The organism is Kangiella geojedonensis (assembly GCF_000981765.1).
GTDB classification, from domain to species: Bacteria; Pseudomonadota; Gammaproteobacteria; order Enterobacterales; family Kangiellaceae; genus Kangiella; species Kangiella geojedonensis.
The window spans coordinates 1,478,241-1,502,727 of the sequence record NZ_CP010975.1 but is presented as its reverse complement, the minus strand read 5'-3'; the positions used below and the strand labels follow the sequence as shown (position 1 = coordinate 1,502,727).

Below are 24,487 nucleotides of genomic sequence, written 5' to 3'. Positions count from 1 at the left end.
ACATGTCACTGAATGATACTAATTCAACTAAATTTGAATACGATGGCGCTTATATTGGGCAATATGGTGGTCAGTTCGTTCCTCAAATTTTAGTCCCAGCACTTGAGCAGCTAGAAGATGCCTTCGAAAGTGCTATCACGGATGATGAGTTTTTAAGCGAACTTAATTCGCTACTGAATAATTATGCGGGCAGGCCTACGCCACTAACGGAATGTAAAACTTTTGGGCGTACTGAAAACTGTCGTGTGTTTTTAAAGCGTGAAGACCTACTCCATGGCGGCGCCCATAAAACTAACCAGGTATTAGCGCAGGCCTTATTAGCAAAGCGTATGGGTAAAACACGAATCATTGCTGAAACTGGTGCCGGCCAACACGGCGTGGCGACGGCACTGGCGTGTGCACTGTTAGGTTTGAAAGTGACGGTTTATATGGGCAAGAAGGATTGTGACCGCCAAGCGCCAAATGTTTTTAGAATGCGCTTAATGGGCGCTGAAGTGATTCCCGTTGATAATGGTAGCGCTAGTTTAAAAGATGCTATCAATGAAGCGTTACGCGACTGGGCTGCAAGTTATGATGATACTCACTATTTACTGGGTACCGCTGCTGGGCCACATCCATTCCCGAAAATGGTGAAAAGGTTTCAACAAGTGATTGGAGAGGAAGCCAAAAGACAAATGCTGGAGCAAACAGGACAACTTCCTGATGCGGTCATTGCCTGTGTCGGTGGTGGCTCTAATGCTATAGGAATCTTTGCAGATTTTATTAAAGAAGAGCATGTGAAGCTTATTGGTGTTGAGCCTGCGGGACATGGCTTAGACTCAGATGCTCATGGTGCGACGTTACTCAAAGGCACCGAAGGTATTATTCATGGTGCACGAACGCACACTCTGCAAACTGATGAGGGACAAATTATAGAGTCGCACTCAATTTCAGCGGGATTGGATTACCCTGCTGTTGGGCCAGAACATGTACATCTGATGACCAGTGGTCGTGCTGAATACGTTGGCGTCACTGATGACGAAGCCTTAGAGGCTTTTCAGGAGTTGTCCCACGCAGAAGGAATCATCCCTGCTTTGGAGTCGTCGCACGCACTTGCTTATGCAAAAAAGGTGAGTCAGGAGGTTAAGCAACCAACGGTGTTATTAGTCAACTTATCGGGTCGTGGTGATAAAGACTTAAGCCACGTCATGAGTATTTTAGAGAAAGACGGAGACATTTAGGATGGGAGCGAGTATGCGTTATCAAACTATGTTCGACAAGAGCTCAGCTAACAATCATTTAGCTTACATTCCTTTTGTGATCGTTGGTGACCCGAATGAAGAATTGTCATTACACATTATTGATCAATTAGTTGAGAACGGTGCAGACGGCCTTGAGTTGGGCTTAGCTTTTTCTGACCCTGTGGCGGATGGTCCCGTTATCCAGCAGGCTGCGTTAAGGCCTTTAGCAAATAACTTTTCGATTGAAGCAGGGCTAAACCTGATTGGTAAAGTACGAGCAAAATATCCTGACCTACCGATTGGTCTACTGACTTATGCTAATTTGGTCTTTGCTCAGGGCGTTGAAACCTTTTTTAATAAGTGCCACAAAGTAGGTATCGATTCGGTGCTGGTTGCTGACTGCCCAGTAAAAGAGTCACAGTTATTCGCTCAAACAGCTGAGGACTGTAGTTTGCAGTTGGTATTTATTGCGCCGCCTGATGCCAGTGACGAGACGTTGCGCCAGATTGCTGATAACAGTAAAGGTTACACTTATGTGTTAAGTCGAAAGGGCATTACTGGCACAGAAGTCGCGGCAACTAAAGCTAAAACGGACTTTTTAGGTAAGCTGAGAGAGTTCAACAGCCCTCCCTTGGTGCAGGGATTTGGTATTTCAGAGCCAAAGCATGTCTTTGATGCTGCAAATGCTGGCGTTGATGGAATTATTACGGGCTCAGCCATAGTTAACTTAATCAATCAACACTATAATAACCCTCAAATAATGCTGGAACGGATTGGCGACTATGTGCGCTCAATCGCTCAAGCTGCACACACGAATCATGCTGATACGGCTTAGTGTTAGCATGAGTACTAATTTGAAGAAGAGAGTGGGTTATGCCGATTGCAGAACAAATTAAGCAACAGCTATTAGAGCTAGAACAAACCGTTGAAGAAGAGAAGTTATTTTTAGTCGGGTATTTAATCCCGATGGTGGACTTAATTCCAGTAGATGATTTAACCGATGAGCAATGGTTTGCTGAATTTGCGCTATTTGTTGAGGATGCGGTGGAGTCAGATGGGTTAAGTGACCGCGATATTGAACTGCTGTCTGAATTAATAGAAGAGTTACAACCTTAAGATCTTAAGCCTAATAGGCTCTTAGGGTCTTTGAGTATGGAAAGTATGTCAAATAGACAAGTTATTACCCATAATATCCAGTCTCCGATAGTTACTGTGCCTGGTAGCAAGTACTTGGCGAATCGTTATATTGCACTGGCGGCTATTGCTACTGGCACCACTCAGTTGCGCAACTTACCGCAAAACGATGACATTGAAGCGGCGCTTGATGCTATCACTCAGCTGGGTGCGAGCGTGACTGAGATAAGCCCAGGTGTTGTTGATATTGAAGGGATTAAACATTACAGCCTTGCTCAAACTGCTGAAATTAATTGCCGTGATAGTGGCACACTCAGCCGATTTATTACTGCGGTTGCCAGTAACTTGAGTACTGAAGTTGTGATAGATGCCAGTCAGCAAATGCGTCAGCGGCCAATGCAGGAGGTCTCACAGAGCCTTCGTGAGCTTGGAGTGGAGGTGGGCAGCGATACTTTACCCATTAAACTTAAAGGGCCAATTAAGGGCGGGTATGTGGAACTGGATACCAGTCGCAGTAGCCAATATTTAAGTGGTTTGTTGATTGCTTGCCTTAAAGCCAAGGCCGACACGACACTAAGGCTCAAGGGGAAAACGGTCTCCTCAAGCTATATCCAGCTGACGAAAAATGCTATTTCATTGTTTGGTGGCGTAGTTGAAGAGGTTTCCAATACCGAACTCAAGATTCCTGCCGAGCAGTCGGTTAGTGCAGCGAGTATTGATATTGCCAGTGATGTGGTGAGTAGCAGTTATTTCATGGTGGCGGGGCTTCTGGCTGAAACTAGCGTCACTTTAAAGGCTTTTGATTTTAACTCCCCACAGGGCGAGTCCAAGTTTTACCAAGTGTTGCAGCAGATGGGTGCTGATATTGAGCGCACCGACAGTCAATTAACGTTAAGGTACCAACAGCCACTTAAAGGGATTGAGGTCGATATGGGCGATATGCCCGATGTGGTGCCTACTTTGGTGGTGCTTGCGATGTTTGCTCAAGGTCAAACCTATATTACTAATATTGCACATTTGGCATTCAAAGAGTCGAACCGCATCGTCGACCTATGTGATGAGCTCAACAAACTCGGTGCCAATATTGAATATGACGACGATAGCATTCGAGTGACTGGTGGACAGAAACTGACATTGCACAAATTATCGAGTTGCCATGATCATCGGCTGGCGATGAGTTTCGCGCTATTAGGCATTAAGATGCCAGGTATTGTCGTAACGGATGCTCAAGCTGTAGAAAAGTCATTCCCAAGATACTGGGAGTTTTTAGAGACCATTGGTATTCAAACACAGGTTGTGGATGCCTCTTAAACTGAATAGATTGGGAGAAGGGTAAATGGCGGGTGATAGCTTCGGAACATTATTTAAAATTAGTAACTGGGGCGAGTCCCACGGAAAGGGCATTGGCGTCGTTGTTGAAGGCTGCCCAGCTGGTTTGAAGCTGACGGAAGAAGATATTCAACCCTATTTGGATAAGCGCCGACCTGGACAAAGCTCTATCACCACGCGCAGAGATGAAGCTGATGCAGTGGAAATCATGTCTGGTACGGTGGACGGTATTACCACCGGGACACCACTGACCTTATTCATTCGTAACAAAGACCAAAAAAGCAAAGATTATTCAGAAATGGCGAAACTGTATCGTCCCAGTCATGCGGATTATACCTATCAACAAAAGTACGGTATTCGAGATGTTGCTGGTGGTGGTCGTAGCTCTGCTCGCGTAACGGCTGGGCATGTCGCTGCTGGAGCTGTTGCACGTAAAGTCTTAACTCAAGCGCTTGGTGTGGATATCTTCGGCTATGTTAAAAGTGTGCAAGATTTAGAGTTACAGACACCCCCAGAAGACGTGAATTCAGATCTGATTGAAACCAACCTTGTGCGCTGTCCTGAGCCCGAGCTAGCTGAAAAGATGGTGAAGAAGATAGAAGCTGCTCGTAAAGCTGGAGATTCTCTCGGTGGGGTCGTTGAGTGTCAGCTGCGTAAGGTCCCTGTAGGGTTAGGAGAGCCTGTATTCGATAAGCTGGAAGCTGACTTGGCAAAAGCAATGCTGTCGATAAACGCTAGTAAAGGCTTCGAAATTGGTTCTGGCTTTGCAGGCACCTTAATGCAAGGCTCAACTCATAACGATGTTTTCTTCGACGACAATGGCTCCGTTATTACCAAGACTAATTACTCTGGTGGTGTGCAGGGCGGGATCTCTAATGGTATGCCGATTGTGTTCCGAGTAGCTTTTAAGCCAACGCCAACCATTATTCGTGAGCAGGAGACGGTTAACCTAGAGGGAAAGGATGTGGTGTTTCATGGGCGTGGACGCCATGATCCTTGCGTATTACCAAGGGCAGTGCCAATCGTTGAGGCAATGGCTGCACTGGTATTATGCGATCATTTCTTACGTTTTAGAGCCTATAAAAACTTATTTGACCTATAACGCAGACATTAAAAAAGGCTGGTGAGTAACCAGCCTTTTTCGTTTAGAAACGTTCTTTCACCAATCACTCTATTCCTTTGACTTTCTTTGCATCAGCATTGGTCTTAACTCCTTGCGACAAAGCAAATTGTTTGACGTAACTGACGGACATGAGAAAGTAGATGACTGATAGCACGACGATGACCGACGACCATACGATTTTTTCAGGTTCTGTGATGTAGAAAAAAGCATAGAAAAAAGGAAGAAGAATCACAAAGCCAGTCCAACCATAGGTATAAGTCTTGCCCTTAAACATTCCTGGAATGGCAAACATCAAAGGCAACCACCATACTACTAACGATACCCAGCGTAGAGCGGGATTGTCATGATTCAACCAGATAAATACAGGAAGAATAAGGGCAATCGCCAAGAAGCTGGCGACGGCTATTAATCTGGCTCTAAGGGCCTTCTTTAAATGGATATTCATATATAAATCGCTAATAAAAGGTATTCTAGGGGCTAAAGTTAAAATGATTTAAGCTTTTTGCTAAGCTCTGCAATGCGTTTGCCCTGAGCAATACATAAGGCTTTTTCTGAGGCGCTTATATCGTTATTGCTGTCAGGCCCAGCTAGGTGGGACGCGCCATAAGGGGTGCCACCAGTGGTAGTTTTAACTAAATCGGTTTCAGAATAGGGGATACCTGAAATAATCATACCATGATGGAGTAAAGGCACCATCATGGTGAGCAAGGTTGATTCTTGTCCACCGTGTAACGAGCTGGTTGAAGTGAAAACGCTGGCCGGTTTTCCGCTTAAGGTGCCTGAAAGCCACTGCGATGATGTTGTCTCTAAGAAGTACTTTAACGGTGCCGCCATGTTACCGAAGCGAGTAGGGCTACCTAGAACTAAGCCATCACAGCGTTCTAAATCGTCCAGCGTGACGTAGGGCTCACCGTCACTGGGGATGGCTTCAGCCGTTGACTCATGATCGGCGCTGACCGGTGGCACGGTTCTTAACATGGCTTCACAGTCATCAATTTGATCGATACCACGAGCAATCAGTCTCGCCATAGCACGGGTATTGCCAGAGCGAGAGTAGTAAAGTACTAGGATCGTATTCATTAAACTTACTTAATAATGCTCAGCACGTTTTCTGGTGGACGTCCAACCGCGGCTGCCTTGTCACTGAATACAATTGGGCGCTCAATAACTTTAGGGTGTTCAACCATGAGTGCGATGACTTCTTTATCGCTCAAGTCCTGATTATCAAGGCCAGACGCTTTGTATTCAGCTTCTTTTTTGCGCAAAATATCACGAGGGCTAACGCCTAATAATGTAACGATGTCACTGATTTGTGCCGCAGAAGGCGGAGTTTCAAGGTATTTTACGATGGTTGGTTCTACACCGTTTTCTTGAAGTAATTCTAAAGTTTGACGAGATTTTGAACAACGAGGGTTATGTAAAATGCTAAAATCGCTCATAATAGTGTCAGTTTATAAATTCATGCGACTATTCTAGGCATAATTGATGTTAGAAAAAAGGATTAAATGGTTAAAAGCGTTCACTAAGTTTGTATTTGGTGAGTTCGCAAAGAAAAACAGTAGCTCGATGGCTGCTGAGTTGACCTTAAATACAATGCTGGCATTAGTTCCTCTGATGACAGTGGCCGTGAGTTTAATGGCAATTTTCCCAGCATTTGAGAAGCTCAATGTTGAAGTTCAGGAGTTAATTTTTAAGAATTTTTTGCCTGAGACTGGCTTAGCGGTTCAAGATCATCTCAATGAGTATGTGTCAAAGTCTAAAAATTTATCGGCAGTCGGTTTTGCTTTTTTATTCCTCACGTCAATGATGTTAATGCGTGCCATTGATCGCGCCATTAATACGATTTGGGAAACTAAGAATCGGCGTCGAGGTATCCAAAAGTGGATTTCTTACTGGGCCATGTTGACAATGGCGCCAATATTAATTGCAGCCAGCCTAGCCGCATCATCATACTTTGCTGCGTTGCCACTAGTGTCGAGTATTAACGGCATTCTGACTTTTGGTTTGCCGTTTGTGTTAATTGTTTTAGCTTTCAGTGCACTTTACATGGTTGCGCCTTTTAGTCATGTCAGGTTTCGCAAAGCGATTATCGCGGCAACGATTACAGCCCTACTATTCGAAATAGCTAAGTATGGGTTTGCCCTGTTTGTGGCGAAATTTTCAACCTATGAAGTTATCTACGGAGCCATTACGGCTATTCCATTATTTTTCTTGTGGGTGTTCCTATCGTGGATAATTTTATTGCTAGGCGCGGTGTTTTGTTTCGCGCTCCATCGTTTCGAAATGAAGCGTGAGAAGACGGAGCATGACTTTATATCCATTCTGAAAATATTACAGGTGTTCGCCCAAGCGCAATCCAACGAAAGCTCGTTAACCATTGATCAGCTAAGAAGTAAGTTTCCATATTTGCATGGACAAACCTTAAGACACCTTGTAGAGCAGTTACTCAACCTTAATTACGTGGCTAAACTAGAGAGCAGCCAATACTGTTTGAAGGTGAATGCTATGGAGCTTACCGTTGGTCGTGTCTACCGAGAGGGACCATGGCGTTTACCTAATAATAATCAAGCTTTAGAGGTTGATAAAGCTAACTATTTTGCTGAGTATGTTGAAAGTGCAAACGAGTCTATAGACGAAATATTAGACGTCTCCATCATCAGCGACAGTCGTAACCTCGAAGATAGCGATTAAGGAGTTGGACTCCTTAGACGAGATAATATGGTGTTCGACGGGCTTTCCATTAAGCTCTAGGCTCACTTTCTTTCTGTTACCAATGAGGTGCTTCGGTGCTATGAGTAACGTTTCATGATTGTCGAAAGGAGTTACCAGTAAAATATTATGTTTTAGCACTTCACTGTGATTATTCTTGGTCAGGTAATGTGCTGGGGTTTTTTGGCCATGTAGATACTCAAGTCCCATAGTAGCCCCGGTATTCTTATTACCATTAAGCCAACGTACGATCCCTAATTGCCAAGTTTTTTGTGGCTGATTGTTAATATGACGCTTTAGTAACACTAAATTCCCAACGTTCAGCTGAGTAATGTCTTCTTTAGGCTGGCGTACGCAAATGCCACCGTTACTATAATTCACCGCTTGCCAGTGCAGCATCTGCTTATAGCTTTTACCTAGAATTTTTGTCAGTGATGTTTCAAGTTCTACGCTGTCATCGTTAGAAAGGGATGTTGATTGTAATACTTTCACTATATTCGCTAGTCCCCACACCAAATTAACGTTACTAATGACGGGGTAGCGTGCGTCTTTTCGTTCGATGTGATGATCGCAGTAGGCGTAAATCTGTTGTAGCAGCTTGTGGCCAATACTTGGCTCAATTACTGAGTAAAAACCAGGGTTAGGCAGAGTTTGGTGAGCCGAAAAGTGCTTAAGTTGTTTATGGAGGCGCTTCAAGAGCTCAGATGTTATCAGCAAGCGATAAAAGGGGTGCTCCTCGTACTCATTGTCTGATGCTGCATATTCTGGGCGCTTACCACTTGTGAGATCGATCACAAAACACTCACTGTGAGCAAACTTTTTGAGATCACTGGACAGCGTTGTAATTCTGGCCCAGTGACTGAAGTATTTATAGAGATGCCAATGTTGGTTGCCTTCTACATGGTAAGGATTAATGACCGACATTAAGCAATTTCGCTTATAGGTGTTCTCTATGGTGTCTAACGATAATAAGCTATCCGTTTGTTTTTTAATTTTGACTGCTTGTAGCTTAAGTAATTCAGCAAAGTGATAGAGCTTATGAAGCTCATGCCATATATAGCTTGGTATTGGCGAATATTGTTGATAATGCTCGATTAGATGCAGTCCGAGATAGTGTAAAGCTTGGTTAATCGCGCTGGCCATTCTGCGTTGCTTCTTCAAAAGAACTTTTTGTTCAGCAAGCTCATGAACCACGCGTTTATAACCATAGGCCATTTCGGCTGTTAAGTTACTGAGTAATTTTGCTTGATTCTCAGTAGCGATAACGAGTCGTTGGTCATTATGTTGTCGAAAATGACGGCTCATCCGAAGATAACCTTGCTCTAGCGTGCTAAGGTTTTCTTCACGCTGGCTAAGCTTTTGTTCGGTACGGTTTAGGGTGCGAGCTGCTTGTAGAAGTTGATCAAGTGACTTGTTGGTATCAGTAAAAGATAAATTGGCTAACCAGCTTTTTACTGAGCTAGGTTTATGATCCATCATAAACTCTTGCCCATGCTGGGTTGAAGGGTAGGTTAACTGTATCGATTCCATTAAAAGTCCTTTACCAATAAATCTGTTGCAAACTACTTTCGGCTTACAAAGCTTTGTCTGTATAATAATGCCCAAATTATGTGACATAGTCCACTTTTTTGTGGGCTGTATCTGGTTTAAGTGATTGATTTAAGTTGATATCTCATGAAAAAAATTATTGCCCTAAGCTTACTGGTTGCGTTGAGTTTCCTAACCGCTTGTTCGAATCAAAACAGTTTTCACTTTCTTTCGGGAGAAGAAAAAAACGTTGATGATTATCGTGGGCAGTGGCTAGTGATTAATTTTTGGGCTGAATGGTGTCCGCCTTGCTTGGAGGAAATTCCTGAGTTAGGCAAGTTGGTCGAGGAAAACCCAGATATTGCGGTTATTGGCGTAAGTTACGATAAGTTATCGAATGATGAACTTGAGGCGTTGGTTAAAAAGCTTGATATTAAATACCCGATTGTAGCAACTGAACCAATGCCATACCTTCCGGTTGCAAAACCACAAAGCTTACCTGGGACCTATTTGATCAGCCCCAGTGGGCAAACGATGGGGCCAATTTTAGGAAAAATAGACCGCTCTAAGATATTAGAAATTATTCAGAAGGTGGAAGGGCGGTAACCTCAGCGCTTGGAGCCTTCTTCAATCATGGCGCGTATTTTTAATCGAACATCCTCTAGGCGCGCCTGAATCCGAGTTTGGGCATAAGGATCTTCAGACGTAGCATGTAGTGCTAACTCAAAGTGTTTTTTAGCTGTCCTCAAATCTCCTAGCAGTAACAAATATTGCCCTGTTGTTTCATACATTTCTGGAGTATGCCCTGCATCAGCTTGCGCTTTAGCTAGAAGGCTTAAATAGGTTGGGTTTTTCTGATTTAGATCGGCATAACGAAGCAGCAGTGACTCTGCTTTTTCAGGCTGATCGGCGTTCAGGTAAATTTCTGAAGTCGCAAGAATGAGCTTGGTTGAATCAGGTGTTTTCGATAACTGCTCTTCCAGCATAGGTAACATTTTTCGTCCAGAGCCGTGGGCTAAGTGCGCTTCTGCTAGAGTGAATAGCAATAGCTGGTTGCCAGGGTGGTCATTATACAGCTGTGTCAGAATATGGATGGCTGGCTCATTTCTGCTTTTACTTTTGAGCAATTCTGCGAGTAAGTACTTTTCTTCTGTAGTCTTAAGCTTGTTACTCTGATATTTGTTTAATAGGTCACGAAACACTTCTTTGTCATTAATTAATGTTTTACTCTGGATCCTTGATTTTACTAGGCTGTAATCTAGTGAGTCCTCGTGAGTTACTTTGGGGTAAAGTTCTGCTCGTTCTCTCGCTGCGGCAATACGGTTTCGTGACAGTGGGTGTGTCAATAATATTTCGGGTGGCTTAAAGGTGTATCGACTTGATTGTTGTAGTGTTTCAAAAAAGTCAGCTGCAGCTCTGACATCAAACCCTGCAGCAGATAACATGCTAATACCTATCCGATCTGCTTCTTTTTCATTATCGCGAGTGTGGTTGATAATACTTTGTTGCCCAGCAGCTTGAGTTGCAGCAACACCAGCCATACCGGCTTCAGGATCTTGTGTTGCTGCTAATACTGATGCTATAAGGCCTAGTATGCTGGGTAGTGATAGTTCACTTTGTTTCTCTAGGCGTCTAGCTAGGTGACGTTGAGTGACGTGTGCGACCTCATGACCTAATACAGAAGCTAATTCACTTTCGCTTCGCGATGCGTTAATCAGCCCTGAATGTAAGCCGATATAACCACCGGGTAAGGCAAAAGCGTTGATGGAGTTATCTTGGATGACAAAAAAACGAAACTGACGGCCTAGGGCGTCTGGATTTGCGGCTACCAACTTATAACCTAGATGTTGTATGTACTCTGTGACGATGGGGTCCTTCATGAGGAATTCACTGCGACGAATTTGGCGCATGATGTCATCGCCAATTTGTTGCTCTTGGGCAATCGATAAGGTCGAACCAGCAGTTTCTCCGATTTTAGGAAGGTCTATTTTATTGCTTTGAGCCGAATGAGCATTAAAAGCAACCCCTGCCGTAAGAATGCTAGTGGCAAGAAAGGATAAAACTGGTTTCATGGGGCTTATGCTCATTATGCTAAAATATATGTTAAGTTACTGTATATGATGGGGCTTGTGTGGTAAAAGTTCAATCACAAGTCTGTTTTAGCTGAACGTACTTTCAGCTAGTATAAAAAGTAATCATTATTGCTTGTTATATCACCTTAAGAACTCGTGAGTAGCTCATGACATCAATCTTTACTCGTTGGTTTAGACGCAATTTCTCAAGCCCTGCGACTATTGTGCTTACAATGCTCATCATTGTTGGCTTTTTCATTATTTTAACGGTTGGAGATATTCTGGCGCCTATATTATGGGCATTGGTCATCGCTTATTTGTTGGAGTGGGGCGTTACAGCGTTACAGAAAAAAGGATTAGGCCGCTTAACCTCGGTTTTGATGGTGTTTACAGCTTTTATAGGCATATCGATCGTTATCTTTTTGGGCCTAGTGCCTTTGATTTGGAAGCAAGGATCAAGGCTGATCGCCGAGTTACCGAATATTATGCTCAAGCTTAAAGAGCAGGTGCTTGAGCTTCCTACTAAATATCCAAACTTTGTCTCAACCGAGCAAGTTGATGGCTTTGTTAACAGCCTGAATTCTGAGTTAGGCAGTTTAGGCGAAGCTTTACTAAGCGCATCTTTTAGCTCTTTAATCAGTATCGCGAGCTTGTTGGTTTATATTATCTTAGTGCCACTATTAGTTTTCTTTTTCTTGAAAGACCGCCATAAGATTTTTGGCTGGTGCAGCCAATGGTTGCCACAAGATAGACACTTAGCGGAGCGCGTCTGGTCAGAAGTAAATCGTCAAATTGGTAATTATATCCGTGGCAAGGTGGTGGAGATTATCATCGTTGGTGCTGTTTCTTACATTACTTTTGCCATAATGGGGTTAAATTACGCACTCTTACTCAGCGTGTGTGTTGGCCTATCGGTGCTGATACCTTACGTCGGCGCGGCGTTGGTGACCATACCCGTGGCGCTAATCGCTTTCTTCCAGTGGGGGCTTACCCAAGATTTTTATATTTTGATGGTGGCATACTTCATTATTCAAATCTTAGACGGTAATGTTCTGGTGCCGTTAATTTTCTCTGAAGCGGTTAACTTACACCCAGTGGCCATTATTGGTGCGATTCTGTTGTTTGGTGGTCTGTGGGGCTTTTGGGGCGTGTTCTTTGCCATTCCTTTAGCGGTGTTGGTAAATGCCACGCTTGATGCGGTTAAGGAGCATAAAAAACAGAGCACTGAGGATGACGAGACGTTAGAGCTAGAGCACCAAGCTGAAACCGAGTAAAGCAGAATAACTGTTATGAAAAAGGCTCCGTCAGGAGCCTTCTTTGTTTTCAGTCGTTAGGGTTAAAGGAGTTCCGAAGCATAGTCCGCCAAGCGAGAGCGCTCGCCACGTTTGAGGGTGATATGTCCAGAGTGTTTCCAGTTTTTAAATCGATCGACCACAAAAGTAATCCCTGAAGTGGTTTCCGTAAGGTAAGGTGTATCAATTTGCGCAACGTTACCCATACAAACTACTTTAGTTCCTGGCCCTGCGCGCGTTATTAAGGTTTTCATTTGCTTAGAGGTCAAATTTTGAGCTTCATCAATGATAATGAATTTGTTAAGAAAGGTTCTGCCACGCATAAAGTTTAGTGAGCGCACCTTGATCCACTTACGTAACAGATCATGGGTGGCGGCTACACCCCATTCATCATTATCGGTGGGCGAGAGGACTTCTAGGTTATCCATTAAGGCTCCCATCCACGGGGTCATTTTTTCCTCTTCAGTACCCGGTAAAAAACCAATATCTTCACCTACTGAAACCGTGACACGAGTGACAATGATTTCTTTATAGCGCTTCATCTCAATGGCTTGTTCGAGCGCTGCAGCTAACGCAAGCAATGTCTTACCGGTACCTGCAGGGCCTTGTAAGGTGACAAAGTCGATATTGGGATCCATCAATTGGTTGAGGGCAAAACTTTGTTCGCGATTGCGCGCGGTAATGCCCCAGATGTTATGGCTGTCATTGCGATAATCCACTAGCAACTCAATAAGCGCGGTAGGGCTATCACTATCGGCATCATCAATGTCACGGACAATAGCTTCAAACTTGTCTTGAGGTTGGTAAAGGCATTGATTGATAAACCACTCTTTTACCAAAGGACCTTTGATCTTATAGAAGGTATGGCCTTCTTCCTGCCATGAGTCGATGTCACGACTGTGGGTGTCCCAGAAATCTTCCGGCAGTTCATAGAAACCGGTATGGAGCTGTTCAACGTCATCAAGTACCTTATCGTTGTAATAGTCCTCTGAGTGAACGCCGACAATATTCGCTTTAATGCGAAGGTTGATGTCTTTAGACACTAAGGTTACGGTTTTATCGTCGTTTTTAGTCTGTAAGGCTAGGGCGACGTTTAAAATGGTATTGTCAGCTTTGCTACTGGGGAGTGAGTCGGGAAGTCGGTCGATATGATCTTTAGTCTGGAAATAGATTTTTCCGTGTTTCGATGGGTCTTGTATTTGTTGGAGCATTCCAATTGGAATACCTTCTTTCATAGGATCTTTATCATCTTCGGCGATAGAGAGAAGGTCATCAAGGTATCTGCTTACTTGCCGAACATTTCGGGCCACCTCCGAGAGCCCCTTTTTCCCGGCATCTAATTCTTCGAGGACCACCATGGGTATTAATATGTCGTGTTCCTCGAAGCGAAATAGGGCGGTAGGATCGTGCATCAGCACGTTTGTGTCTAATACAAAAAGACGTTTACCAGCAATTTTCGGTTTTACCATTTGGGCTCCTTCTATAGGCTCCTTTGGAAAAGACAGAAGTTATAGTGCTTTTACTGCTTCTAGTACTTCGTCGGCATGACCTTTAACTTTTACCTTGCGCCACTCTTGACGTAACTTGCCACTTTTATCAATTAAGAAAGTGCTACGCTCAATGCCCATATACTCTTTACCGTACAACTTCTTGAGTTTGATGACATCGTAGGCATTACACATGTCTTCTTCTTTGTCGCTTAGTAAGTCAAAAGGAAATTCATGCTTTTTCTTGAAATTTTCATGTACACGAACACTATCGCGAGATACGCCCAGTATTTCTGTGTCATGCTTTTGAAATTCATCGAAAAGATCACGAAAGTTTTGGCCTTCAGTGGTACAGCCAGGAGTGTTGTCTTTTGGGTAAAAGTAGATAACGAGGTTTTTATCTTTGAAGTCTTTAAGAGAGAGGTTTTGTTCCCCTGTCGCGGGTAGATCAAAATGTGGTGCTTTCTTATTCAGCTGCGGTTGGCTCAAGCTCAGCCTCCTGTATGCTTTTTATACTATCTGTCTGTTTATTGAGCGCTTGCAAAATGCAAACTACATCAATTGGTTATATGAAACTAGAGTAACGTTCTTTTATTGAGCTAATATGAACGTTAACATCGTTTAATATCACTTTACGTTAGAATTTTTATTGTCGCAAGTTATCCCAGTGATTTTTCCTTTTTAGGTTGTTTTTAACGCTGTTGCTGGCTAACATAGCGACGCGTAATGAGAGGAATTAGAGATGTTTTCAGGCAGTATTGTAGCAATTGTGACACCAATGACCGATGAAGGTCAGCTTGATCTAGAGGCTCTACGCGAGCTGGTTGATTGGCATATTGAGCAAGGAACTTCCGGTATTGTGGTGATGGGCACGACTGGTGAGTCGGGAACCGTGACCGAGCAAGAGTACTTCTTGGCAATTAAAACGGTTGTTGAGCAAGCCGCAGGCAAGATACGGATTATTGCCGGTAGCGGTGCTATGAGCACGGATAAAACCATTAGCTTAACCAACGAGGTTAAGAAGCTTGGTGTCGACGGTGCTTTGGTTGTGACGCCTTATTACTGTAAACCATCGCAACAAGGTCTTTTAGCACACTTTAAAGCAGTCGCTGAAAACTGTGACTTACCGATTATCTTGTATAATGTGCCAGGCAGAACAGCTGTCGACTTATTGCCACAAACCGTGGCAGAGCTGGCTAAACTTGACAATATTGTGGGAATTAAAGAGGCGACAGGCGATGTCACTCGAGTTACGGAACTAAATCGCTTACTTGAAACTCCAATCACCATATTGAGTGGTGATGACGCAACTGCGTACGATTTCATGAAGCTCGGAGGTCATGGTGTGATATCTGTAACGGCAAATGCTGCACCGGGATTAATGAGTAAGATGTGTGAGTTAGCAGATGCTCAAAACTGGAAACAGGCAGCACTGATAAATGACAAACTTATGGGGTTAAATGAAAAGCTTTTTCTTGAAGCTAACCCCATCCCTGTGAAATGGGCGCTTTATCGAATGAATAAAATGGGCCGTGGTATTCGTTTGCCATTGACCGAGTTAGAGTCGCGCTTTCACGCACAAGTTACCCAAGCATTGGAACAAGCAAATGTTGAATTACCATAAAACAATTAAAACTATTACTTTGGCAGTAAGCGCGGCTGTTGTGTTGTCTGCTTGCGCGACCACAGACGGCACTGAAGATATTGATGACCGTTACATGAGTAGCGATAAAGGCCCTGAGTTACAACTGCCTCCAGGGACCACGGAAGTCAATATAACCGACAGCTATAGAATTCCTGAAGGTACAGTAATCACTAGTCGTGAAGCTAAAGGTAAGCAACTGGCCCTTGAGCCTCCTCAGTTGTTGTTAGTAGCCGGTGACGGCATCTGGGAAGACACTGAACGCCAACAACCAACAGTGTGGGTTCGTGGCAACAGCGAGGAGCTAGTTCAGTATATTGAGCGCTTTATGGTGTCTCAAAAAATAAGCTATCAAGAGGCTAGCGCAGATTCAGTTACCACTGACTGGATAAGCGATACGGATGAGAGTCAAGTTTCTGAGCATTTAGGAGCTTACTCATTAGAAGGTGAGCGTCATAAATTTAGTTTGAATATTGTTGATACCAAACCAAATGAAGTGGCGCTACAAGCTGATCATGTCGCTTATCAACAAAATAAAGAGGACCGCTGGGTTGATGTAGAAACGTCAAGTCGTATGGCAAAGCAGTTCTTGAATTACTTTATAGGTTATTACGATTCAGAGCGCACACGTGAAGCACGTGAGCGTATCTTACAGCAAGCTAAAATTAACGTTGAGCTCGGGTATAACGATCAAGGAGCTTTAGCGCTAGTGTCAGAGCGTGAGTTTTTAGCTGTTTGGGATCAGATGCCACGCGTTTTAGCGGCATTGAACCTAGAAGTTACTGATCGCGACCGCTCGGAGAAAACGTATTACTTTAGAGTCAACGAACCTGATAATGGCTTCTGGTCGTGGTTTGGTAGCGATGACAATGAAGCTAAAATAGATCTTGAGCCTGGCGATTATCAAATTAAACTGTCTGAGCTTAACGCAGGAGGTGTTAGTTTGAGTTTTTATGGGGCTGAAGGTGAGCTTTTAGATTCAAGCACAGTTACCCGTATTTACCCTGAGTTTTCTGCCGAGTTTAAGCGTAGCAAAGGTGAGCGAGGCGACAATTAAGTGCTAAAAGTAGCTTCGCTGGGTTCTGGGAGCAAAGGTAACGCAACACTTATTGCAACTGATAAAGCCACAGTCATGGTTGATTGTGGCTTTACGCTTAAAGAGACGTTAAAACGCCTTGAGCGCTTAGAGGTATCAGCTCACGACATTGATGCAGTTTTAGTGACTCACGAACACCAAGACCATATTAGTGGCGTTGGGCCTTTAAGCAGAAAGTTTGACATACCCGTCTGGTCTACACGCGGCTCCTTACTCTCGGGGAAGTGTGGAAAGTTAACCCAATATTCTATAATTGAAGGCTTTGAAGCATTCCAGATAGGTGATCTGGATATCTTACCAATTTCTGTGCCTCATGATGCTCGTGAGCCTTGTCAGTATTTATTTACGGCCTCTCAAAAGCACTTAGCGATTTTGACTGATTTGGGGTCTTATACGCCTGAAATTATTGATACCTTAAAATCGTGCCATGGCATTTTGTTGGAGTGTAATCATGATGAAGACATGCTGTGGAATGGGCCTTATCCGTATTCATTAAAGCAACGAGTAGGTGGGCCTTTGGGGCATATGAGTAACAAACAGGCCATACAGTTACTGCAAAGTATTATCAGCGATGATTTGGAGCTGCTTATTGCTAGTCACATTAGTGAACAGAACAACTGTCAAGACTTGGTTCAAAAATCTGTTGCAGAAGCGATAAACTGGCCCCAGGATAACGTGATTATAGCTGGTCAAGATGAAGGTTTTGGTTGGTACTCGATCCGTTAGTCGCCTATTGTCGGATTAATCTTGGCTTCGTCGTTTTTTTCTAAACTTATCAAATGCGGAGCTTTTCTTTAGCTTCTTTTTCTTTTTAGAAGAGCCTTTTAGTGCGTCTTCAGCCTCAATAATGGGCGACTTTTGCTTCAGCGGCATGTGTATTGTAAATACAGCGCCGCCTAATTCTCTACTGTCTTCAGCCCAAATGGTTCCTTGGTGGCGATTGACGATACCTTTGGCAATCGCAAGACCAAGTCCTGCACCGCCGGAGTCACGGTTACGACTAAAGTCAAGACGGGTGAATGGCTCGAAAATACGAGTCCTTTTACCGGGAGGTATGCCTGGCCCATCGTCTTCCACCCGTATTTCGATACTATTTTTGAAGGGTACTAGTGCGATTTTAACGCGCTTATTTGAGAAGCGAGCTGCGTTGCGGATCAAATTAATCATCACACGCTCGATGAGGTTGCAATCAGCATAAAGCGGGATGGATTTTGGCGGATCTGAATAAAGAACAAACTGTTTTTCAGGATAAATGGTTTTGACCTTCTCAATGGTTTGAGCGCAGACTTTCTTCAGGTCAAAATGTTCCAAACTTAAAGGAAAACGACCATCCTTTAACCGTGAATACCCAAGCACTTCTTTGACCAAGTCATCAAGCTCTTGAAGCGCTTCATCCATATCATTAGTGAGTTCCTTTTGGCGGCTTTCTGAATCCGTTTGAGCAAATAAGTCCAACGCAAAACTCAGCCTTGCCATAGGACCTCTAAACTCATGTGCGACAGCGTGCATTAGGTCTCTTTGATTGTAAAGACTTTGTTGATGTTGCTTACTTAACCCATTGATATGATTAACAACTCTAGGGGTGTTGACGGCAATGTTTGTTAAGGGAGATTTAATTGGCTTGAGACGTAATCCCGTTAAATCTAATTCGCGAATAGCTCTGATTGCGACATTAAGGTATTCATTCACATGGCGATAAACGATCAAGACGGCAATTGCATTGAATATCAGAAGAATGATCAAATAAAATAACCAATCTCTAAGATTGATAGAATCATCATTTTTGGGGTAGGGACCCACGGCCAAGATAGTTTGGTCGTCATTTAGCAGCAAGTAAGCTAGCGGGCCTTCTGGCCGAGCCATATTGATACCGTAGCGATTGTCTTTTAAGGCTTGGAAGTTTGCTGGCTCCATTCCAAGTTGTTCCCGCGTGGTAGCGGTGATTTTAGCATTGAGCTCGTGCTCGGCTTTGGCAATGGTTTGTGGTGAGTAGCTGTAGTCTAAGAGTGATAAACGAAAGTTGAGAAATCTAATATCTGATAAAATAGACTCTTGTTTTTCCTGGTTGTCAATTTTTTCCATCCACGGAAAATAGACATAGTACATAGCGATAAAACCACAAAGGTTTACTGCTATTAGAATGACCAGTAGGGCTAAACTTCGTTTCATTATATGGCGAGAAGATATCCTTCACCACGAATTGTCTTAATAATATAAGGCAATTTAGGGTCATCTCCAAGCTTTCGTCTAAGTCTTGAAATTCTTAAGTCAATGCTTCTATCTGTCCCATCATATTCTAATTTGAATGTTTTGCGATGCAGCTCTTCACGGCTAACGACTTCTCCGGAACGCTCGGCCAATAACCACAATAGGTTGTACTCTGCGGTAGTAAGATGAACTTCCTTAGAATCACACATGACACTTCGATTTTGGGCATTGATGGCAATGTTTCCGGCATTGATGATTTTATCTTGGTTTTGTACCGGCTCATCGGACTCGACTCGTCTTAGTAAGGCGCGTAAGTGAGCCAAAAGGACATGAGATTTTACCGGCTTTGAGAGATAATCATCAGCACCGTTTTCTAGCCCAGCGATTTCGTCAATTTCATCGCTAAGAGAGGTTAGCATCAAAATAGGTCCTTGGTACTTAGGACGAACTGTGCGGCAAATAGTAAAGCCATCAGTACCTGGAAGCATGACGTCCAGTATGACCGCGCGAGGCTGGTTTTGCTCTATGAACTCGATAGCACGGTTACCATGACCTTCAACCACTACATTAAAATTATGTGAGCGAAGAAAGTCAGCGATCATGCCTGACAGCTTTTCATCATCTTCAACCAGAAGAATTATGTCGTTCATAAATTAAACTTATCTGAATATACCTCGGAGGTGAGATAAACTGCCTTATTTCTGAGCGAAGGTCAATGTTTTAAGTTAACTAAAGCTGTAATAGAGATAATAATTTTACAAATCAATTAAAAGAGCTATTTGTCGCCCGAAATTAAAGTCATTATAAATCAAAGGTTTATCAGCGAAATTCAAACTTGCAATTAAATACTAAACTCTTACAATATGAACTGTGTCATAATTTTTGACAATAATGATGTTTCTCGACTAATAATGGCTGCATTTAGATGAAAAAACTTACTCAAATTATTTCTTACTCCTTTGCTGCTTTGGTGCTTACTTTAGCGGCTCAACTGTCAGTTGCCGCTGAGCAAACAACAGTTTCAGGAACGACTTTAGAATTGAATGGACTAGGAGTGCATAGCGAATTAAGAAACGAGTGGTTTCTTAACGGATTGTATTTAGTCAATAAAACGGATGACGCAGATGAAGCAATCACTTCATCCGGCGCCAAGAGGATGGAGATCAAGGTTCTTGCTGACAACTTATCTGGCAGACGCTTAAAGCGTTTCTGGATCGAGCGTATCAAAAACAATAATGAAGCGAGTAATGTGTTAGCCAACGCTAAATCAGTCCGAGACTTTGCTACAGTGATGGATCAAGATTTAGTCAGCGGAGATGTGGTTACGATTGATTTATTACCATCAGTCGCGACAGTGATCAGTATTAATGGTTCTGAAGTTGGTCGTACGGATCCTGAAGCATTCGCTTTAATTCTAAGGACATGGATTGGAGAGCGCCCACCAAGTTCCGAGTTTAAGGATGCTATCTTGGGTGATATATCTGGTGCACAGCGTGCCGACTTAGTAGCCCGTTTTGCAGAGATCCAGCCATCGTCATCTCGTATCGCTAAATTCGACCAAGCTGCCATTGCTGCGCGTGAAGAAGAGGAGCGTAAACAGCGTGAAGAGGAAGAGCGTAAACAAAGAGAATTAGAGCAACAGCAGCTACTAGAAGAGCAGGCAAAGATTGCTGAGCAAGAAAAGCAGTTAGAAGAACAGAAAAAACAAGCCGAAGCTGAACAGCAAGCCGAAGAAAACGCTGAAGCAGAACGTTTGCGTCTTGAGTTGGAAGAAGCAAAGAGACAACTTGCTGAGCAACAGAAAGCTGCTGAAGAGGCGCAAAAAGCACAAGGCCCAACTGCTGCAGAGCTTGCTAGCATGAGAGAGCAGTATTCAGGTGAGCTTGGAGCTCATTATGTTCCATATTTCGAATACCCACAGCGTGATATTCTACGTCGTCATGGTAAGTCAGCTTTGATGAGACCTCGCGAAGGAAAGACTCACGGTAATGTTTCTATCAGTATTGAAGTTGATAGAGACGGCGAATTAGTCGGTGGTAGCTTAGTGAGTAGTTCTGGTGAGAAGATTTTGGATGATGCTGTTATGAATGCATTATTTGATTCAGTACCATTCCCAGCGATGCCAGAAAATTTACCAGGTGAAACATTTAAGACAACGGTGAGTATTTCAATTCCTGCACCACAAATGTAGAATAATTGATTAAGTCTCAAAGGGGCCTGCTGGCCCCTTTTTTGTTAGTATATTCCATTAATGTTCAAGGTTTGCACAAGCATATTGAGGGCCTATGAAAATAAATAGTTTATTTGATAGCGGTAATATCGAAGTTGTATCAACGGATGACACATCAAACATCACACTTAATATTCCAGCTGACTCTAATAGTGAGTTCAAGCAATGGTTCCACTTCAAGGCTCATGGTGAAGTTGGTAAAGAATACGGCTTTGAAATACTCAATGCTAAAGATTGTTCATACGTCGATGGCTGGGAAAACTACCAAGCAGTTGCTTCGTACGATAGACAATATTGGTTTCGGGTTGAAACTGAATTTACTGCTGATAAGACATTGAAGTTTAAGCATCAGTTCGAGCAAGCCACTGTCTATTTCTCTTACTTCGAGCCTTATTCGTACGAGCGCCACCAAAACCTGATTCAAGTAGCACAATTATCTGAGGATTGTGAGCACCGTATTATTGGTGAAACTGTAGACGGAAGGGATATGGACTTGTTAGTTATCGGCAACGAGTCTAAAGAACGTAAGATCTGGATTACAGCACGCCAACACCCTGGAGAAACGATGGCAGAGTGGTGTGCAGAAGGTTTGATTGAACGTTTATTGGATCCTACTGATGCGCTTTCTCGTAGTTTGCTTGAAAAAGCCGTTTTTTATGTGGTACCAAACATGAATGTCGACGGTAGTTATCGTGGTAATCTACGTTCGAACGCCGCCGGTGCTAACTTAAACCGTGAATGGCAAAACCCTTCTTTAGAAAAGAGTCCTGAGGTTTATCACGTTCGTCAAGCAATGCAACAGACTGGCGTTGATGCTTATTTGGACTTGCATGGCGATGAAGCGCTACCCTACGTATTCGTCGCTGGTACAGAAGGTGTACCGAGCTACTCTTCTAAAGTCAAAGAGCTTGAAGACGAGTTTAAATCAATCTTAATGTCAGTAAATCCAGACTTTCAGGATAAGTTTGGCTACGACAAAGATGAGCCTGGTAAAGCCAACTTAACCGTTGCAAATGCGTGGGTTGGTGAAGAATTTAATTGCTTATCATATACACTAGAAATGCCTTTTAAAGATAACGCTAACTTACCAAACTCAGAAACCGGGTGGTCAGGTGAGCGTAGTTATGTGTTAGGTCAAACATTATTGAACCCGATTTATCAGCTGATTGATAAGTTACGATAGGGCTCCAGTTGTTAGACTTATAAAGCGCCTTCGGGCGCTTTTTTGTTTATCAGTTGTAGACGTCTCCCTTAATAACCTCTTACAAGCCTTTATAAATCAACGATCTAAGAATTATTTATCAGTTATCCACTTAGTGTTATATAATACTCTAATGATCTAAGACTTTTTTGGTAGCGATGACCAACGTAATTACCTCAGTGGATATTGACGTTCCATTCCCGAAACCTCCGCTTGAATTAAGCCCTGAACAAAAAGATAGCCATATAGCAAAAGTAAAAGCTTTGCTGGAGCACAATAATGCGGTGTTAATTGCCCATTATTATACGGATCCCGATATTCAGGCTTTAGCCGAAGAAACCGGTGGTTTTGTTGGTGATTCCCTAGAAATGGCAAAATTCGGTGCTAGGCATGCAGCTGATACATTGATTATTGCTGGTGTTAAGTTCATGGGAGAAACAGCTAAAATCTTAAGCCCAGAAAAGCGAATCTTAATGCCAACACTTGAGGCGACCTGTTCTTTGGATTTAGGTTGCCCGATTAAAGAGTTCAGTGAGTTCTGTGACCAGCATCCAGACAGAGAGGTGGTTGTTTATGCCAATACTTCAGCAGCCGTTAAGGCACGTGCAGACTGGGTGGTAACCTCGAGTATTGCCGTCGATGTATTGGAGCACTTGGCTGAGGAAGGAAAGAAAATTATTTGGGGGCCAGATAAACACCTTGGACGTTATATTCAGCAGAAAACCGGTGCTGACATGCTGTTATGGCAAGGAGCCTGTATTGTGCATGATGAGTTTAAAACGAATGCTTTGAAGCAGACTATGGCATTGCATCCAGATGCTGCGGTGCTTGTGCACCCTGAGTCGCCGCAAGAGATTGTCGATTTAGCCGATTTTGTAGGCTCTACCTCTCAAATCATTAAAGCGGCCAACGAGTTGCCTCAAAAGAAAATGATTGTCGCTACAGATAAAGGGATTTTCTATAAAATGCAACAGCAGGCGCCTGGTAAGGAACTTATCATTGCTCCAACGGCAGGCGAGGGCGCTACATGTCGTAGCTGTGCGCACTGTCCTTGGATGAAGATGAATGCTTTGCATGTTTTGTCTGAGGTTTTCGAAGGTAATGATAAAGAAATCTTTGTTGACGAAGCGTTGGCAGAAAAAGCATTGATTCCCCTTGAAAAGATGGTCAACTTCGCTAAGACTATACAGTCAGAAGTTAAAAGTAACATCTAGTAAATACATCTTATAAGAAGTCACTAGGAGTCAAACCATGCAAAAACTGACATTCAGCGCTTTAGCATTAGTGCTAGCGGCAGGTTGTTCTGATGCAGCGAATACGGAAGCGAAAGCCCAAGCCAGCGGCGAAGTAAAAGCTAAAGCGAGTGTTGAGCAAAAAGTTGAGGCAAACGTCGACGCTGTGGTAGAAAAGTCTGATGGGATCAGCCTATGGGAAGAATTGCTCACCGCAGGCCATCGGTCAGATAAAAATAAGCAACGCGATCAATACCGTCACCCACAAGAGACTTTAGAGTTTTTTGGTATAAAACCAGGAATGACTGTGGTCGAAATAGCACCTGGTGGCGGTTGGTACACTGAGATTTTATCGCCATTATTGGGCCCTCAGGGCAAGCTTTACGCTGCTCATTTTGATCCCGATAGCGAGGTTGAATACTATCGCAACGGTCGTGCTAAGTTTGAACGCAAAATGGACGTTGAGTCCGATGTTTACGGTAATGTTGAAATTACGACATTCCAGCCGCCGGAGATGTTTGATATTGCACCGGAGGGTTCAGCGGATGCTGTGGTAACTTTCCGGAATGTACATAACTGGTTGCGAGGTGGTCGTGAAGCCACCGTTGATAGCTTCAAAGCGATGTACAAAGCATTAAAGCCAGGTGGTGTGCTTGGCGTTGTAGAGCATCGCTTGCCTGCGTCACAGGAGCAGGATGAGAAAGCGTCCAGTGGCTATATGCATCAACAGTTTGTGATTGATGTTGCCCAGGATGCAGGTTTCAAGTTAGTTGCGAGCTCAGAGATTAACGCGAATCCTAAAGATACAGCTAATCACCCCAAAGGTGTTTGGACGTTACCACCAAGCTTAAGGTTAGGTGAAGAAGACCAAGACAAATACCTTGAGATTGGTGAGAGTGATCGCATGACTCTAAAGTTTGTAAAACCCGCTAAGAAATAAGAAGTATCAAAAAAAAGGCTCCTTCTGGAGCCTTTTTTATTGAGA

At 43.4% G+C, this 24,487-nt stretch carries 24 protein-coding genes; 15 read left to right on the top strand and 9 right to left on the bottom strand.

The window, feature by feature from the left end; translation table 11 throughout:
- Positions 1 to 2 precede the first annotated feature (2 nt).
- The 5 genes from trpB to aroC are packed head-to-tail and all read left to right on the top strand — an operon-like array spanning position 3 to position 4,785.
- On the top strand, positions 3 to 1,220 hold the full coding sequence (trpB, locus tag TQ33_RS06685; protein WP_046561365.1) for a tryptophan synthase subunit beta: 1,218 nt from the start codon (positions 3 to 5) through the stop codon (positions 1,218 to 1,220).
- 13 nt (positions 1,221 to 1,233) lie between these two features.
- Positions 1,234 to 2,055 carry a tryptophan synthase subunit alpha gene (gene trpA, locus TQ33_RS06680; protein ID WP_046562356.1) on the top strand — a complete coding sequence of 274 codons (822 nt, stop codon included), beginning with the start codon at positions 1,234 to 1,236 and terminating at the stop codon, positions 2,053 to 2,055.
- Between the two features lie 38 nt (positions 2,056 to 2,093).
- Entirely contained in the window at positions 2,094 to 2,336 is a 243-nt protein-coding gene (locus TQ33_RS06675) for a hypothetical protein (protein ID WP_046561364.1), read from the top strand.
- A 45-nt stretch (positions 2,337 to 2,381) separates the two neighbouring features.
- Positions 2,382 to 3,665: a 3-phosphoshikimate 1-carboxyvinyltransferase gene (gene aroA / locus TQ33_RS06670; RefSeq protein ID WP_046562355.1), complete on the top strand. Its 1,284-nt coding sequence runs from the start codon at positions 2,382 to 2,384 to the stop codon at positions 3,663 to 3,665.
- Between the two features lie 25 nt (positions 3,666 to 3,690).
- A complete protein-coding gene (gene aroC, locus TQ33_RS06665) occupies positions 3,691 to 4,785 on the top strand; it encodes a chorismate synthase (RefSeq protein WP_046561363.1) in 1,095 nt (364 codons plus the stop codon).
- 64 nt (positions 4,786 to 4,849) lie between these two features.
- Here aroC and TQ33_RS06660 read toward each other — a convergent pair whose 3' ends face one another.
- Genes TQ33_RS06660 through arsC form a run of 3 tightly spaced genes read right to left on the bottom strand, consistent with a single transcriptional unit; the run spans position 4,850 to position 6,245 of the window.
- The gene (locus TQ33_RS06660) at positions 4,850 to 5,251 is read right to left on the bottom strand and encodes a DUF2069 domain-containing protein (protein WP_046561362.1); all 402 of its coding nucleotides are present in this window, start codon (positions 5,249 to 5,251) and stop codon (positions 4,850 to 4,852) included.
- A gap of 38 nt (positions 5,252 to 5,289) precedes the next feature.
- Positions 5,290 to 5,886: an NAD(P)H:quinone oxidoreductase gene (gene wrbA, locus TQ33_RS06655; RefSeq protein WP_046561361.1), complete on the bottom strand. Its 597-nt coding sequence runs from the start codon at positions 5,884 to 5,886 to the stop codon at positions 5,290 to 5,292.
- Between the two features lie 5 nt (positions 5,887 to 5,891).
- Complete coding sequence (arsC, locus tag TQ33_RS06650) at positions 5,892 to 6,245, bottom strand: arsenate reductase (glutaredoxin) (protein WP_046561360.1); 354 nt, start codon at positions 6,243 to 6,245, stop codon at positions 5,892 to 5,894.
- A gap of 46 nt (positions 6,246 to 6,291) precedes the next feature.
- On the opposite strand from arsC, the gene TQ33_RS06645 reads away from it, so the two are divergent.
- Complete coding sequence (locus TQ33_RS06645; RefSeq protein ID WP_046561359.1) at positions 6,292 to 7,497, top strand: YihY family inner membrane protein; 1,206 nt, start codon at positions 6,292 to 6,294, stop codon at positions 7,495 to 7,497.
- Here TQ33_RS06645 and TQ33_RS06640 read toward each other — a convergent pair.
- Positions 7,447 to 9,045, bottom strand: coding sequence for a PilZ domain-containing protein (locus TQ33_RS06640; protein WP_046561358.1), 1,599 nt, complete (start codon positions 9,043 to 9,045; stop codon positions 7,447 to 7,449). The genes TQ33_RS06645 and TQ33_RS06640 overlap by 51 nt on opposite strands.
- Positions 9,046 to 9,189: 144 nt before the next feature.
- On the opposite strand from TQ33_RS06640, the gene TQ33_RS06635 reads away from it, so the two are divergent.
- The gene (locus TQ33_RS06635) at positions 9,190 to 9,648 is read left to right on the top strand and encodes a TlpA family protein disulfide reductase (protein ID WP_046561357.1); all 459 of its coding nucleotides are present in this window, start codon (positions 9,190 to 9,192) and stop codon (positions 9,646 to 9,648) included.
- A gap of 2 nt (positions 9,649 to 9,650) precedes the next feature.
- On the opposite strand, the gene TQ33_RS06630 is transcribed toward TQ33_RS06635, so the two are convergent.
- The gene (locus TQ33_RS06630) at positions 9,651 to 11,114 is read right to left on the bottom strand and encodes a beta-barrel assembly-enhancing protease (protein WP_046561356.1); all 1,464 of its coding nucleotides are present in this window, start codon (positions 11,112 to 11,114) and stop codon (positions 9,651 to 9,653) included.
- Positions 11,115 to 11,281: 167 nt separating this feature from the next.
- Between TQ33_RS06630 and TQ33_RS06625 the strand changes: the two genes are divergently transcribed.
- On the top strand, positions 11,282 to 12,388 hold the full coding sequence (locus tag TQ33_RS06625) for an AI-2E family transporter (protein WP_046561355.1): 1,107 nt from the start codon (positions 11,282 to 11,284) through the stop codon (positions 12,386 to 12,388).
- Positions 12,389 to 12,450: 62 nt separating this feature from the next.
- Here the strand turns inward: TQ33_RS06625 and TQ33_RS06620 are convergent, their stop codons facing one another.
- A complete protein-coding gene (locus tag TQ33_RS06620) occupies positions 12,451 to 13,875 on the bottom strand; it encodes a PhoH family protein (RefSeq protein WP_046561354.1) in 1,425 nt (474 codons plus the stop codon).
- A 39-nt stretch (positions 13,876 to 13,914) separates the two neighbouring features.
- A complete protein-coding gene (gene bcp / locus TQ33_RS06615) occupies positions 13,915 to 14,382 on the bottom strand; it encodes a thioredoxin-dependent thiol peroxidase (protein ID WP_046561353.1) in 468 nt (155 codons plus the stop codon).
- A gap of 253 nt (positions 14,383 to 14,635) precedes the next feature.
- Between bcp and dapA the strand changes: the two genes are divergently transcribed.
- From dapA to TQ33_RS06600, 3 genes are read left to right on the top strand one after another with little or no spacing between them, the layout of a single operon-like run.
- Positions 14,636 to 15,517, top strand: a complete 882-nt coding sequence (gene dapA, locus TQ33_RS06610; protein WP_046561352.1) for a 4-hydroxy-tetrahydrodipicolinate synthase — start codon at positions 14,636 to 14,638, stop codon at positions 15,515 to 15,517.
- Positions 15,501 to 16,592 (top strand): outer membrane protein assembly factor BamC, encoded by a 1,092-nt coding sequence (gene bamC, locus TQ33_RS06605; RefSeq protein WP_046561351.1) that lies wholly within the window; start codon positions 15,501 to 15,503, stop codon positions 16,590 to 16,592. Before dapA ends, bamC begins: the two co-directional genes overlap by 17 nt.
- Positions 16,593 to 17,357: an MBL fold metallo-hydrolase gene (locus TQ33_RS06600; protein ID WP_046561350.1), complete on the top strand. Its 765-nt coding sequence runs from the start codon at positions 16,593 to 16,595 to the stop codon at positions 17,355 to 17,357.
- A 15-nt stretch (positions 17,358 to 17,372) separates the two neighbouring features.
- Here the strand turns inward: TQ33_RS06600 and TQ33_RS06595 are convergent, their stop codons facing one another.
- A complete protein-coding gene (locus TQ33_RS06595) occupies positions 17,373 to 18,800 on the bottom strand; it encodes a sensor histidine kinase (RefSeq protein WP_071841101.1) in 1,428 nt (475 codons plus the stop codon).
- On the bottom strand, positions 18,800 to 19,489 hold the full coding sequence (locus TQ33_RS06590; RefSeq protein WP_046561349.1) for a winged helix-turn-helix domain-containing protein: 690 nt from the start codon (positions 19,487 to 19,489) through the stop codon (positions 18,800 to 18,802). The genes TQ33_RS06595 and TQ33_RS06590 overlap by 1 nt, the downstream gene beginning before the upstream one ends.
- A gap of 275 nt (positions 19,490 to 19,764) precedes the next feature.
- Between TQ33_RS06590 and TQ33_RS06585 the strand changes: the two genes are divergently transcribed.
- The 4 genes from TQ33_RS06585 to TQ33_RS06570 all read left to right on the top strand — a co-directional run bounded on the left by TQ33_RS06585 (position 19,765) and on the right by TQ33_RS06570 (position 24,442).
- Entirely contained in the window at positions 19,765 to 21,030 is a 1,266-nt protein-coding gene (locus TQ33_RS06585; protein WP_046561348.1) for a TonB family protein, read from the top strand.
- Between the two features lie 94 nt (positions 21,031 to 21,124).
- Positions 21,125 to 22,252 (top strand): M14 family metallopeptidase, encoded by a 1,128-nt coding sequence (locus TQ33_RS06580; protein ID WP_046561347.1) that lies wholly within the window; start codon positions 21,125 to 21,127, stop codon positions 22,250 to 22,252.
- Positions 22,253 to 22,428: 176 nt separating this feature from the next.
- On the top strand, positions 22,429 to 23,484 hold the full coding sequence (gene nadA / locus TQ33_RS06575; RefSeq protein ID WP_046561346.1) for a quinolinate synthase NadA: 1,056 nt from the start codon (positions 22,429 to 22,431) through the stop codon (positions 23,482 to 23,484).
- 37 nt (positions 23,485 to 23,521) lie between these two features.
- Entirely contained in the window at positions 23,522 to 24,442 is a 921-nt protein-coding gene (locus TQ33_RS06570) for a class I SAM-dependent methyltransferase (protein WP_144405957.1), read from the top strand.
- Positions 24,443 to 24,487: the final 45 nt, after the last annotated feature.

What these genes read in the sequence shown, in the direction of transcription:
- trpB (WP_046561365.1), top strand. Translation starts at nt 3, where the DNA reads ATGTCACTGAATGATACTAATTCAACTAAATTTGAATACGATGGCGCT.
- trpA (WP_046562356.1), top strand. Translation starts at nt 1,234, where the DNA reads ATGCGTTATCAAACTATGTTCGACAAGAGCTCAGCTAACAATCATTTA.
- TQ33_RS06675 (WP_046561364.1), top strand. Translation starts at nt 2,094, where the DNA reads ATGCCGATTGCAGAACAAATTAAGCAACAGCTATTAGAGCTAGAACAA.
- aroA (WP_046562355.1), top strand. Translation starts at nt 2,382, where the DNA reads ATGTCAAATAGACAAGTTATTACCCATAATATCCAGTCTCCGATAGTT.
- aroC (WP_046561363.1), top strand. Translation starts at nt 3,691, where the DNA reads ATGGCGGGTGATAGCTTCGGAACATTATTTAAAATTAGTAACTGGGGC.
- TQ33_RS06660 (WP_046561362.1), bottom strand. Translation starts at nt 5,251, where the DNA reads ATGAATATCCATTTAAAGAAGGCCCTTAGAGCCAGATTAATAGCCGTC.
- wrbA (WP_046561361.1), bottom strand. Translation starts at nt 5,886, where the DNA reads ATGAATACGATCCTAGTACTTTACTACTCTCGCTCTGGCAATACCCGT.
- arsC (WP_046561360.1), bottom strand. Translation starts at nt 6,245, where the DNA reads ATGAGCGATTTTAGCATTTTACATAACCCTCGTTGTTCAAAATCTCGT.
- TQ33_RS06645 (WP_046561359.1), top strand. Translation starts at nt 6,292, where the DNA reads ATGTTAGAAAAAAGGATTAAATGGTTAAAAGCGTTCACTAAGTTTGTA.
- TQ33_RS06640 (WP_046561358.1), bottom strand. Translation starts at nt 9,045, where the DNA reads ATGGAATCGATACAGTTAACCTACCCTTCAACCCAGCATGGGCAAGAG.
- TQ33_RS06635 (WP_046561357.1), top strand. Translation starts at nt 9,190, where the DNA reads ATGAAAAAAATTATTGCCCTAAGCTTACTGGTTGCGTTGAGTTTCCTA.
- TQ33_RS06630 (WP_046561356.1), bottom strand. Translation starts at nt 11,114, where the DNA reads ATGAAACCAGTTTTATCCTTTCTTGCCACTAGCATTCTTACGGCAGGG.
- TQ33_RS06625 (WP_046561355.1), top strand. Translation starts at nt 11,282, where the DNA reads ATGACATCAATCTTTACTCGTTGGTTTAGACGCAATTTCTCAAGCCCT.
- TQ33_RS06620 (WP_046561354.1), bottom strand. Translation starts at nt 13,875, where the DNA reads ATGGTAAAACCGAAAATTGCTGGTAAACGTCTTTTTGTATTAGACACA.
- dapA (WP_046561352.1), top strand. Translation starts at nt 14,636, where the DNA reads ATGTTTTCAGGCAGTATTGTAGCAATTGTGACACCAATGACCGATGAA.
- bamC (WP_046561351.1), top strand. Translation starts at nt 15,501, where the DNA reads ATGTTGAATTACCATAAAACAATTAAAACTATTACTTTGGCAGTAAGC.
- TQ33_RS06595 (WP_071841101.1), bottom strand. Translation starts at nt 18,800, where the DNA reads ATGAAACGAAGTTTAGCCCTACTGGTCATTCTAATAGCAGTAAACCTT.
- TQ33_RS06590 (WP_046561349.1), bottom strand. Translation starts at nt 19,489, where the DNA reads ATGAACGACATAATTCTTCTGGTTGAAGATGATGAAAAGCTGTCAGGC.
- TQ33_RS06585 (WP_046561348.1), top strand. Translation starts at nt 19,765, where the DNA reads ATGAAAAAACTTACTCAAATTATTTCTTACTCCTTTGCTGCTTTGGTG.
- TQ33_RS06580 (WP_046561347.1), top strand. Translation starts at nt 21,125, where the DNA reads ATGAAAATAAATAGTTTATTTGATAGCGGTAATATCGAAGTTGTATCA.
- nadA (WP_046561346.1), top strand. Translation starts at nt 22,429, where the DNA reads ATGACCAACGTAATTACCTCAGTGGATATTGACGTTCCATTCCCGAAA.
- TQ33_RS06570 (WP_144405957.1), top strand. Translation starts at nt 23,522, where the DNA reads ATGCAAAAACTGACATTCAGCGCTTTAGCATTAGTGCTAGCGGCAGGT.